General features: G+C 43.3%; 11 protein-coding genes. 5 read left to right on the forward strand and 6 right to left on the reverse strand.

Features of this window, described 5'->3' with window-relative positions; translation table 11 throughout:
- Nucleotides 1-275 precede the first annotated feature (275 nt).
- Both IQQ51_RS00835 and IQQ51_RS00840 read left to right on the forward strand, forming a co-directional pair.
- Complete coding sequence (locus IQQ51_RS00835; protein ID WP_193840115.1) at nucleotides 276-1079, forward strand: MetQ/NlpA family ABC transporter substrate-binding protein; 804 nt, start codon at nucleotides 276-278, stop codon at nucleotides 1077-1079.
- Between the two features lie 207 nt (nucleotides 1080-1286).
- Nucleotides 1287-1967: a haloacid dehalogenase type II gene (locus IQQ51_RS00840; protein ID WP_193840116.1), complete on the forward strand. Its 681-nt coding sequence runs from the start codon at nucleotides 1287-1289 to the stop codon at nucleotides 1965-1967.
- Between the two features lie 149 nt (nucleotides 1968-2116).
- Here IQQ51_RS00840 and IQQ51_RS00845 read toward each other — a convergent pair whose 3' ends face one another.
- Together IQQ51_RS00845 and IQQ51_RS00850 are read right to left on the reverse strand one after the other, a co-directional pair.
- Nucleotides 2117-2485, reverse strand: a complete 369-nt coding sequence (locus IQQ51_RS00845) for a hypothetical protein (protein WP_193840117.1) — start codon at nucleotides 2483-2485, stop codon at nucleotides 2117-2119.
- A 15-nt stretch (nucleotides 2486-2500) separates the two neighbouring features.
- Entirely contained in the window at nucleotides 2501-3373 is an 873-nt protein-coding gene (locus IQQ51_RS00850; RefSeq protein ID WP_193840118.1) for a patatin-like phospholipase family protein, read from the reverse strand.
- Nucleotides 3374-3908: 535 nt separating this feature from the next.
- Between IQQ51_RS00850 and IQQ51_RS00855 the strand changes: the two genes are divergently transcribed.
- Nucleotides 3909-5417 carry a DUF3360 domain-containing protein gene (locus tag IQQ51_RS00855; protein ID WP_048609131.1) on the forward strand — a complete coding sequence of 503 codons (1509 nt, stop codon included), beginning with the start codon at nucleotides 3909-3911 and terminating at the stop codon, nucleotides 5415-5417.
- 96 nt (nucleotides 5418-5513) lie between these two features.
- Here IQQ51_RS00855 and IQQ51_RS00860 read toward each other — a convergent pair whose 3' ends face one another.
- Complete coding sequence (locus IQQ51_RS00860) at nucleotides 5514-5852, reverse strand: hypothetical protein (protein WP_048617429.1); 339 nt, start codon at nucleotides 5850-5852, stop codon at nucleotides 5514-5516.
- Nucleotides 5853-6488: 636 nt separating this feature from the next.
- On the opposite strand from IQQ51_RS00860, the gene IQQ51_RS00865 reads away from it, so the two are divergent.
- Nucleotides 6489-6746 (forward strand): hypothetical protein, encoded by a 258-nt coding sequence (locus tag IQQ51_RS00865; RefSeq protein WP_017085640.1) that lies wholly within the window; start codon nucleotides 6489-6491, stop codon nucleotides 6744-6746.
- Nucleotides 6747-7027: 281 nt separating this feature from the next.
- Here the strand turns inward: IQQ51_RS00865 and IQQ51_RS00870 are convergent, their stop codons facing one another.
- The 3 genes from IQQ51_RS00870 to IQQ51_RS00880 form a co-directional block, all read right to left on the reverse strand.
- Complete coding sequence (locus tag IQQ51_RS00870; RefSeq protein WP_228012632.1) at nucleotides 7028-8221, reverse strand: MFS transporter; 1194 nt, start codon at nucleotides 8219-8221, stop codon at nucleotides 7028-7030.
- Nucleotides 8222-8832: 611 nt separating this feature from the next.
- Complete coding sequence (locus IQQ51_RS00875; protein WP_193840119.1) at nucleotides 8833-9759, reverse strand: hypothetical protein; 927 nt, start codon at nucleotides 9757-9759, stop codon at nucleotides 8833-8835.
- 579 nt (nucleotides 9760-10338) lie between these two features.
- Nucleotides 10339-11211: an alpha/beta fold hydrolase gene (locus IQQ51_RS00880; RefSeq protein WP_193840120.1), complete on the reverse strand. Its 873-nt coding sequence runs from the start codon at nucleotides 11209-11211 to the stop codon at nucleotides 10339-10341.
- Between the two features lie 414 nt (nucleotides 11212-11625).
- Here IQQ51_RS00880 and IQQ51_RS00885 point away from each other — a divergent pair, with 414 nt between their 5' ends.
- On the forward strand, nucleotides 11626-11838 hold the full coding sequence (locus IQQ51_RS00885; protein WP_193840122.1) for a hypothetical protein: 213 nt from the start codon (nucleotides 11626-11628) through the stop codon (nucleotides 11836-11838).
- Nucleotides 11839-11885: the final 47 nt, after the last annotated feature.

Below are 11885 nucleotides of genomic sequence, written 5' to 3' on the forward strand. Positions count from 1 at the left end.
CCTACAAAACCCAAAAGGCCTCGCACTCGCGAGGCCTTTGTTGGTCGGTAATCAGGTCCTCCCTTTTCCCATTACCAACAATAGGTTTGAGATGTAAACCAAGGGGGGTTAGAAGGGGGTTGTCGGTCGAGTCTCACGTACAGAAGCCTCGTTGATTCACTGACTTAACCGCTCATCAATGTAACTTCGCTTCAAACAAACCTATTGACCCGATCGCGCAAATAGATAATATAGACAGCCAGACGTCTACATGTCTTTTATTAAATGGAGTTATCATGAACAGCTACAAAAAATTCACAGCATCCCTGTTGGCATTAGCTTTCGTATTCGGTGTAACAGGATGTGGAAAAAAAGACGAGGCTGTCATCAAGATTGGGGCGACAGTTGGCCCACATGCACAAGTTGTACAAGCTGTTGCCAAAGAAGCAGCAAAGCAAGGGATTAACATTGAACTCGTTGAATTCTCAGACTATATCACCCCTAACGCAGCATTAGATGATGGAAGTATCCAACTGAACAGTTACCAGCATCAGCCATTCCTCGATAACTTTAATGCCAATCACGATAGCCAGTTAGTTTCTATCGGACGTTCAATTTTGATGCGTATGGGCGTTTACTCGAACAAGTACACTTCGCTTGATTCTATTCCCGAAAACGCTCGAATCGCGATTCCAAACGATCCAACCAATGGCGGGCGTGGACTATTACTGCTTGAAGATGCCGGGCTGATTTCATTAAAAGACAACGTTGGTTTCAACGCGTCTTTAAACGATATTGTTAGCAACCCGAAGAACATTCGATTTGTTGAAGTGGATGCCGCGCAGCTACCCCGCTCTCTTGACGATGTAGATGCTGCTGCAATCACCATGAACTATGTAATGTCGGCTGGACTCAATCCTAAGAAACAAGGCATTTACTTAGAGAAAAAAGACGCACCTTTAGCAGTGATGGTTGTTGCGGCGCGAGAAGAAGACAAAAATAATGAAACGTATAAAAAGATTATCTCAATTTACCACTCACAAGAGATCAATGACTTTTTAGACAGCACTTTCAAAGGCACCATCGAAGCCGCTAAATAAGCTAAATAAGCTAAATCATTTCAGATTTGGCGTTGCATGATACTCATAAAGCAACGCCAGATTTGAGTTGGCGGGTTGTCGTTGACGCATTCCAGCTTCCCTTTCAAATTAGAGAGCAAAGCTTTAGTTACTTGAATCGAGGTTGAAAACCATATCGTCAGAGCAGATTATGTAAGCATAAAATTCAATTAAATCTGGGGGCTTTGCATGAAAAAAGAAGTGATACTGTTTGATATAAACGAAACGGTTTTAAATTTGGAGTCATTACAGCCTAAGTTTAAAGCGGTGTTTGGAAAGGAGGATGCATTATCACTTTGGTTCTCTAAGCTTTTACACTCTTCAACGGTTTGCATCGCAACAAACGTACAATCTACTTTTTCTGAATTAGCGAATGCAGCGCTCGACGCTATTGCACAACGGTACAAGTGTGATTTAACGGCGGAAAATAAAGGTGCCTTGTTAGCTTCTTTTGCCAATCTACCACCGCACACTGATATCAAAGCATCTTTGCTCAAATTGCGCGAGAACGGGTTTAAAACCGTCGCTTTTTCCAACTCATCCCTCGAACTCATCACTTCTCAAATCAAGAGCTCGGGCTTAGAAGATTATTTCGACACCGTCATTTCCGTTGAAGAAACAGGCAGTTTCAAACCCAATTCAGATGTGTATAACTTTGCAGCCGAAACTTTAAAAGAGCCTGTCGAAAACCTTCGTCTTGTCGCTACTCATGATTGGGACACTCATGGTGCGCTATCCGCTGGCTTACAAGCAGCCTATATAGACCGAACAGGCGTTGAGTATCATTCCTTGTATTTGAAACCGGAGATTAGCTCAAGGACGATGAATGGTGTGGTGGAGCAAATAATTAAGCACAATTTAGACAAGTAAAACCTCAAGAGACTTTTCTACTCCTGATTCGATACAACCACCCTACTTCACTAACTTAACCGCTTTGATCAACCTTGTGTTGAACTGCTCTGGTTATAGAGACGCTGTCGGTTACCTAAAAACTGCAGTTACCTAGCAACAAATATAAGCTAGAAACTACTGTAAGAATGAGGAACGCGTTTGTCTTCATCCCAGCCTGATAGCTCAATATTGATCAATGATTTGCGCTGCTCATTACACAGTGAAGCGATATTGATGATAGGCAGTTGGCTACGGAACTGCGCGGTGAGTATGACCTTTTTACTTTGACTAAGGCTACTTCGACATTGCGCCAAAATCGCCTCAGTATCTAGCTGGTGTGCGTTCTCGATAACTTGGATATCAGCGTTCTTTTGATAGCAATCTATCAACCAAGATACAGCAGGCTCTTCTATGCTGGTGAGCACGATGACATCTTTTGTTGCCATAAGCTCGTGGAGTTCAAGCTCTTTGAGTTCAGTTTCCATAATTACTCTCATTCAGCAGCAAATACATTAAAGTCGATTGCCCAGTTTAGCCTGTGCCAAGTGGTAGCCTCTGTCTATCATCTCTTGTGAGCGATCAAACTCTAAAGTGCCACATGCATTGCGTGGGAGCTCAAGCGTAATATCGGCAGGATAAGCGGCCAGTTTTTGGCGAGCAATGGTCGATTGCATCGCATCAAACGCTTGGTTAGCAATGTCGTAGGCCGCAAAATTGAAGCTCATTTTACTTTTTACGCTGCTACCTAGATTATCGATAAAGTGAACAACCTTTTCGTGGAGGTTGCTCTCTTTCGTTGGCAGGGAAACAGGTATCACTTCCTGTTGAAGCATTTCAGGTTCACCCCCTAAGTTCACAGCCAGTGTAAAGTCTGTATTGTCACCGAAGGTAGGCGCAATTGGTACGGGATTGAGAACTCCGCCATCAATAAGCGCTTCGCCATTAACGACATGAGGAGTGAAGAACAATGGCAAAGAGATAGAGGCACGAATGGCATCAAACAGAGAACCTGATTGCAGCCAAACCTCTTTTTCATCGGCAACATTGGCGGCAACGGCGGTATAAGGGATAGGCAGTTCTTCAATTGAAATCTCGCCGATCAGTCCACGCAGTGTGTCGATGATCTTATCCCCTTTGAACATGCCACTCGACTGCCATGAAAAGTCCAACAACATCGCCATGTCCCCTTGGTCGATACTGGTGACCCACTCTTCAAATTCATCCAACTTGCCCGCAGCGTAAACACCACCGATAAGTGCGCCAATTGAACAGCCAGAGATGGATTTGATCTGATAGCCATGCTCAATTAACCAACGGATCACTCCAACGTGAACCAAGCCTCTTGCGCCACCACTACCGAGTACCAATGAGATCGTTTTTGCCATCGTATCAATCCTTTAATTCATTAGCTCTTCAAAGCTTTAGGCAAAAATTATATCACCTCGTATAACTGTACGCAGTGTAATGCTTTGCAAAGGCTTAAAGTCGCTGGTGAACATCTTCATTTTGGGATAGTAAAAATTATCTTCTCGCGTATACCTTGGTCTCAGACGACTGAACAACATTGAAGGGTGTTTCACCATCCCCCCTCCAAAACGTCAGAAAGCACTGATTGGTGGACGTTATCTGCCGCTTTAGCACCAAGCATTTCTTATTGGATATTCGTTTATTACCAATAAAGCTCATCACCTACAAATAAACAGACACATACTATCTACCGAGTCTAATACTAGTCGGCTTGCTCTACGACTAATGTCTAACTACCTGAGTCTATTTGTTTTTTTTGGTTTGGTATAAGGTACTAACAACTAAATGTTAATGAATTTTTAATTATAAGTTGACGCATTGTTTGCACTTCTGCGTGAGTAAACAACGTTTGTTGGAATAACACACCTCAGAGTGTGAACGAAAGGAATCAAAATGAGCACTACTTTAGAGTCCGCACATATACAAACAGAAAAGCCTCAAGCCAATGAGGATGAACTCACCTATGAACAACAACACAAACCAAGCTCAGAGTTTGAATCCCGAGAACAGTATCTAGAGCACGAGTTACAAATCATGTCGCCTAAGCGCTGGCGTCCAAATTTACCGTTTAAAGATTATCGATTTGAGATAGAAGACACCATCCCAGCCATGGCCGCAACCATTGGTAAAGTGGTTATGGTAGGTGCGATTGCAGCCACCTTTGCTGGAGCTCTCGGGTTAAATGAAGATTTTATTCTAGAGAACGTCCGTTATGAACTCCTCATCGCCTCTGTTTTTATCATCCTTTTCTCTGGTTTTCTACTACCAACGGCCAACCTCGCAGGTACACACGGTCCACTCATTCCATTGATTCCGATTGTGGTTGCGGCTGGCGGCCACCCGATGGCGTTTGGCCTGTTGATCGGCGCTTTTGGCTTACTCTTAGCCATCAGTAAAGGTGGCAGTATGTTAGCCAACCTCACAAGTAAAGGCGTGTGTGGTGGCTTGCTGCTCTACCTTGGCTTTGTGGGAACCGCTTCTCAAGTGAAAAAGCTATTCGCTTGGGCTGAAGGAATCGGCATGAGCCACATCGCTTTTGTTGTGATCTTTTGCACCATTATTCTGTACGCGCTATTGGAGCACTTCCGTAAGCGTTGGTTAGCGGTACCTCTTAGCTGCTTGCTGGGTGGTACGATTGCATTTGCCATGGGTGCCCCATTCGCTTTCCACACTGAGCCAGGCTTGCCTAACATGAACCCTATGTATTGGTGGGGAGAAGATACCGGTTGGATGCTAGGTCTACCAACGATTGAGCACTTCATGGTGGTATTGCCATTTGCGATTCTAGCAGTAGCAATGTGGTCACCAGATTTCTTAGGACATCAAGTATTCCAAAAGATCAGCTACCCAGAGCGTACTGAGAAAGTACACATGAACATTGACGACACCATGACTACAGCGTCTATTCGTCAAACGTTTGGTTCTCTGCTTGGTGGTACTAACTTTACGTCTTCATGGGGTACTTACATCGTACCAGCGGCGATTGCTAAACGCCCTATTCCTGCGGGCGCTTTGCTCACGGCTCTGTTCTGTATCATCGCCGCGGTTTGGGGTTACCCGATGGATTTAGCTATCTGGCAACCTGTACTGTGTGTTGCGCTGATTGTTGGTGTATTTGTGCCACTGCTAGAAGCGGGAATGGAAATGACGCGTGAAGGAAAAACCACACAGTCGGCAGCGATTGTTGTATTTTCTTCAGCGCTCGTTAACCCTGCCTTTGGTTGGGCTCTCACCATGCTGTTGGACAACTTAGGCTTAGTTGGTTGTAAAGAACGTAGTAGCGAACTGAGTAAGATGAGCCGTTGGGTATTGCCAGGCATTATGTTTGTTGTGCTAACAAGTGTCATGGCGTTGGTTGGCCTTCTACCAGGGATTCCAGCGATTATCCCAAGCTTTCGTTAAGCTAGATTAATCGTTAACTTCGATAGAAATACAAAGGCCTCGTACATGCGAGGCCTTAGTTTTTCTATCAAGGGTAATAGCCCTACTTCACTGGCTTTAATTCATTCGGGTAATGAAGGTTTGCTCGTCATCGACAAAAGCCACATAATCGCCGTGATAGATGAAAACACGCCCTCTGCCCTCAACGATACACGCCAGTTGTGGGTTCAAATCTTCTTCAAGATCTTTGCTTTGGTACGTGCCAGTATCTGTGATCACGCCACGGAGTGTAGGTAAAAACCCACAGCTGCGCTTGGCTTGATCAATCAGGCTTAATTCACTGCTAATAGAGAAGTAAGACGGGATAGGACCAGCATCTTCGATAAACATCGGTTTTAGTTCTTCAAAAGCTGTAATCACCAGCCAGTCGATGCCGTTCACATGATGGATAAACATTGTTTATAAATACCTAGATTCTCGATAGTTCTGATGCGGGGATTCTATCACTATCAAGTATAGAAAGTGGGAGAAATTGAGTTTCACTCGGAACACAAGAAGGCACCGCAATCGCGAGACCTCAGTGTTCTAACGAACCGTTACAGCTACCCTTTAACAACGACAGCACCCTACTTCACTGGCTTCACCGCTTTCGTCACGTTGTATTGAACGGTTCTAGCATCAAAAACTCCCCCTCTAGCTCCCCCTCAAATGGTGTTTACCGATCTCTTTAGATTACCGTTCGAGGGGGAGAACATTCTTTGGTGCTGAACATACAGCTACATTGGCAACGAGCGCTATTCAGTTCCTCCCCTTTCCCGTGCCAACAAGAGACTGGAGATGTAAACCAAGGGGAGGTTAGGAGGGGATTGTCACGTGCAACTACCCTATTTCACCAGCTTCAAAGCTTTCACCAGAGTAATGTTGAATTGCTGAGTTGTGCTAGCACTGGAAAATGGCTTGCCCCTTCAATGTAGAAAACACTGCAAACCCTGATGTGTTTCTTGTTCACTTCTGAGTCCGTTAATGTCAAAATATTCTTGCTAAAAAGGTAGAAAAGTTTATAGTATTTTTTAGCTAAACTTGAGAATCAATATGTCATTACAGAAAAAACAATCCAAAGTATCACTGAACATTAAAATTTCATCAGACTTAGATGTTCGTCTTAAACGAGCGAGAAAAGCAGCACGTGAACAGGGGTTGATGTTCAACGTATCTCAAGAAGTTGAAAAGTTTCTTGAGAAGGAAATAAAGAAAGTGGAACGCCAACTATCAATCGATGAAGAGATTAAGAATAACCTCGAGGATCTTGGTGGGCTTAATATAGATAAAATGATGAAATCAATGGATTAATCAAAATACGAACATCTGTTGATTCAATTGAATTACAAACGACAAACAAAGCGTGGAGATGATTATGGGCACAATAATTGGACTGTTAATTTTGGCTGGTATCAGTGTATTCCTAAAGCGCCAAACGGGACTTCATTTGCATGAGTGGATTGCAAAAAAATATAAAGACTCTCAAGACAAAAAATAATGGACTCTATCAGTTTGACAGGCTCCATCGCTTTGACTTAAAAAACTAAGGCCCCGTAATCGCTAGGCCTTGGTTTTATCTTCTAACGGCTAAACTATCTTTTAATAACTACCGCACCCAACTTCAACGCTTTCATCAACGTTAGGTGAACTGCTTTGGTTACTCTAACAATAGGAAATGACCAGTCAGATAAATGAGTGTCGCTATTGGTTCTGTAGCCTATTGAATCCATTAATTCGCTGATGAAGCTGGTGCCCATAGTCAACGACACAAACAGGCTAATCAAAGCAATCACTGCTCCTGTAACAAACACCCATTGATAACCAGACATCCAGATGATTCCCAACAAAAATGGCAAGAACACCGCTGCAATATGGTTGATAGTGAATGACAAACTCGCCGTTGAAGCCACTTCATCTTCCCTAATTGTCTTTTTAAAGTAGGTGTTTAAAGCTAAAGCAAAGCTAAAAATGATACTGTCGATAACATACAGCGCCGCTGCCGCATAATGATCATCCACAAATGCGTAAGATAGGAACACCAGCACTAACGCGGCATACTCAATGATCAAAGCGAGCCTCTCTCCTACTCGATCTATAAATCTCCCAACATAAGGTAGAGCAAGCGTCGCAGCTAAACTGGAGACCATAAACAGAGCAGCCATCATCGCGATCGAATACTGAAACTTGGTCACCATCAGTAAGCCAGCAAATGCCACAAATATTTGTCTTCTTGCCCCACTCAAAAAAGTAAGAATGTAATAGGTCGTGTACTCTCGTCGGACAATGAGTTTGGTGTGTTGCTTCACCTCTGTGTGAGTATCTTGAAACGTGGCCAAGTAAACCGCCAGCCAGAAACATATTGCTCCACAAGTAAAGAAAATAGCCTTATCTGAAACATCAAACAGATAGCTCGCGACCATAATACCTAGAAACGTCACCATCGAGAAAAAAGAGGCTGCAGAGCGAATCTTTCCCATTGATTCACTGAAGTTCTCAGTCGCTAACAATTGTGTTGAGAGTGATTTGTTCACCGCTTCTAGATAATGGAAACCGATAGACATGATCGTCGTGCTGAAATAAAAGCCATAGATCGAAGGCAGATACCCCGTTACTGCAACACCTAGCCCTAATGTTGCAACCGACAATACCGCGACTCTTTGTTCTGACGTGATGAACAACACAAACAAAACAGTAAATGAAAGCAAGCCTGGGATTTCCCTAACACTCTGCAATACACCCACATCAGCACCGGTCATACCGACAGTATCGACAGCGAAGTTATTCATAACAACTCGCCATCCAGTATTCGCTATCACTGACGCGATAGCGATGATAACCAACATCGCGAATGAGCTCCGCGATGTTAAAAGCCTAAGCCAGAGAGTCATTTAAGCCGCCGATTCTAAAAGAAAATCTTGAATATGGTCATACATGAATAAAGCCGTTCTTAGTTTTCCGTTCATATTCAGACCCTCAAAAATAATGGTATGTTCTGAGCTTGGTAACGATATGCAACTAAGACATAGAACACAGCGACAATACAACCAGTTAACGAGTTGTTACACGATCATTTTTAGAATGTTACTTCTTGAGATTGGTAAGTATTCAGAGAGGTTTTACTTATTTGAGAGATTCATTGGAGATTATTACTTGTCGCAAAACATACAGCTGCACTGGCAACGATCGGTATTCAGTTCCTCCCCTTTCTCGTTGCCAGCAAGAAGTTGGAGATGTAAACCAAGGGGAGGTTAGGAGGGGATTTGCAGCCTATTCTCACGTGTATCTACCACTTTGATTCGCTCAACAGAACGCAAAAAAGGCCTCGCACACGCGAGGCCTTGTTTTATCTAAGTTTCAACGAACGATCACCGAAGTAATTGGCGATGGTAAAACCAAATCAACTCGAGAGCCATTCGTCCAATACTTTGATGAATTTAGGGTTAATGAGATAACCGATGGAAGCATGTGGATTGCTTTTTCCGTTCCGAATGTTGAGGTTGTAAATCGGGTGGATATCTTTCATTCCACCGGGTATCAGATCCAGTTTGAGCATATCTTTAAAGTCATTTCTCATTTTGCTGTCATGAGAGATAAAATCATCTTCTGCTGATATGTTTATCCATTGCTGAATGTTTAAAGGGTATTTCTTCTCATCTTTCAAGCGGCTCCCTTTTAGCCTATCTTTTACGTTTTCATCGCCTAACGGTGACCCGATCGTCAGCAATAAGTTGACCTTCTTATCCGCACCATAGTCGTGTCTATACTCTCCGTAATGAGACAGCTTCCATAACACGTCATAACTGATCATCGACCCAAGGCTGTGCGATACGAGCATCACATCATCCTGATTATCAAGCGCTTCCTTCAGTTCAACCATTAGCCTATGCCTGACATCGCTGCCGAAATAAGTATCTTCATACCAATAATGCGCCATGTCCGGCGCGACCTTGGTTATGAGTGTCTCAGCCACACCTAGCGTTCCAAATAGCGATGAAAAAGTATCTGCTAACGCCTCTTTTAGAAAACCAATTTTAGATACCTTGTTATACGTTGTTTTATTGAACTGGCTTGTCTTGTACTTTTTGAGTTCAGACAACGCTTGCTGACGACTTGCAGGGTCTTCCGTTGGTTTCTCTAACAATGTGTTTGATAGTTCACCGTAATAGACAAACCGTTTATCGACATCTTTAAAAGCTTGTAATGAACTTGAGTCTCCACAATCTCGCTGCAAGCCATGTTCTATAGCATCGTACCAGAGTGCTTGAAGGGGAGCTTGATCGGGCTTTTGAGCGCGACCATAAATGAATATGATTTTCTTAGCCATAGCAGGACGTCCTAAACACATAGTTAAAGTGATTGTCAGTAGAAAGCACCACTAGATTCGGTCAGCCCTTACCAATAACAGTGGTGCTGATTACGTATCTAGGAGTGGTTGATAGAGCATTTATATAACTATGAGGTACTCGTTTAAGGACCATAAACGAGTGAACGATGCGATCATCACTCGCAAATTGAAATGAATGTATCTAGCAAAACCTCCAACTCACAAAAAGGCCTCGCACACGCGAGGCCTTAGTTTTTCTATCGACAATTACATCCATCGTTTAACAACTACAGCGCCCTACTTCACTGACTTCACTGACTTCACTGTTTTCATCAAGGTCTCATTGAATTGGTTCTAGTAAACCAAACCTCCCCCTCTAGCTCCCCCTCAAATGAAGTTAAACGCTCTCTTTAGATTAACGTTCGAGGGGGAGAACATTCTTTGTCGCTGAACATACAGCAGCACATGTAGTGATCGGTATTCAGTTCCTCCCCTTTCCCATTACCAACAAAAGGTTGGAGATGTAAACCAAGGGGAGGTTAGGAGGGGATTATCAGACGATTCTCACGTACAACCGCCCTACTTCACAGACTGAACCGCTTTCACCAACGTTGTATTGAACTGCTGTGGTTGCTCAAGCATTGGGAAGTGGCCTGAGTCTTCAATGTAGTAAATGCTGTAATCTTTAATGTGTTTCTTGTTCGCTTCAGAATCCGTTGGCCATAAACGAGCATTAACTAATATTACTGGCACATTCACGTTCTCATACACGCGGTGAGCTTCGCCTGTCACGTATTGACCTAGATAATGGCGGAACTGGTTTATCGCGATAGCTGGCGGTGCTGAGGCCATGTCTTGCGTTACCCAATAAAGTAAATCTGCGTCTACGTCTTTTGGTAGCGAGTCTTTCACGAACATAGTAATGCCCGCTTGGAAGTCTGCTTCAAATGGTTTAGTCATTGCATCTAGGTCGCTTTGTGAAACCGCTAGTGCGACGTTTTGCGATGTATCGACACCAATAATGCCCTTCACTCTTTTCGGCATCAATTTAGCGGCTTCTGCGATAACACCACCCGCCATGGAATGCCCGACTAAAATGACGGATTTGAGTTGTTCTTTCTCGATTACCGCTTTGATGTCTTCAGCAAACGCGACCATGGTGTATTCTCCGCGATTGAACGATGAGTTACCGTGCCCTGCTAAATCCATGGTGATCACTTGATACTGTTTTGAAAACTCACTCACTTGGTTTTGCCAAAGCCTGCTGTCTAAGCTCCAACCATGAATGAAGATCAGCGCTGTATCCCCGCTCCCGCTTTTGCCATACGCAATTTGCTCACCATCGTGAGATATCGCAATACCATACTTAACTGTTGAATCCTGAGCCATGGCATTCATACTACTAAGCGTCATGAATACCAAGAGTGTGATGTTTAAAATTAAGCGTTTCATAGTGTCTCTCTACTTACTTTAGAGGGAACACAGAAAGCACCCCTCTCAATCAATATAGCCACTATAAAGTGTGAAGTTGTAGACAGGTCAAGAGTAATCTAGATAAAGCAAACTCCTGTGCCGCGCATCGAGCTATTAAGCAAAATACGACAGAGCCGTCCTAGTAAACGTACGTGCAACTTCCACAGCATACGGTCCAGGCCTCTATTAAAGCGTTTGCCCCCCAGTAGCCTACAAGCGAGTTAGAAAACTCTACTCTTCATTAAAAAGTAAACCATCCCTTTTAGACTCCTCTGGCACAAACTATTACTCTTAAGTTGTTGATTTAATCACAAATAATCATGGGAAGTTATGTCATAATTTAAAACTACGGCATTCAATTAGTGACTAATTGAAAATTAATGGATTTTAGTAATGATAGAAGAGCAACAATCTAAATTTTCCCCTAAAGAGTTTTTGCAACGTCGTCGGCCTGAAAAATTTTCAGATTCAGTAGTTACTGAAGTTGGTGTTTTAGAACGACCAGTTCTGGAACATTTTCTTGCTAAACTGAACACCCGTAACCAAGAGCTTCAATTGGCGTTGTTGCCTAAATCAGTTGAACCTTTTCCAAGTCCCGTGATCTGAACCTTTGTGATAGTTAGAACGGTGGTGACATGGGTAAAGCGAAAAAG

Origin of the sequence: Vibrio sp. OPT18 (assembly GCF_015163615.1) — a bacterium.
GTDB lineage: Bacteria > Pseudomonadota > Gammaproteobacteria > Enterobacterales > Vibrionaceae > Vibrio > Vibrio coralliirubri.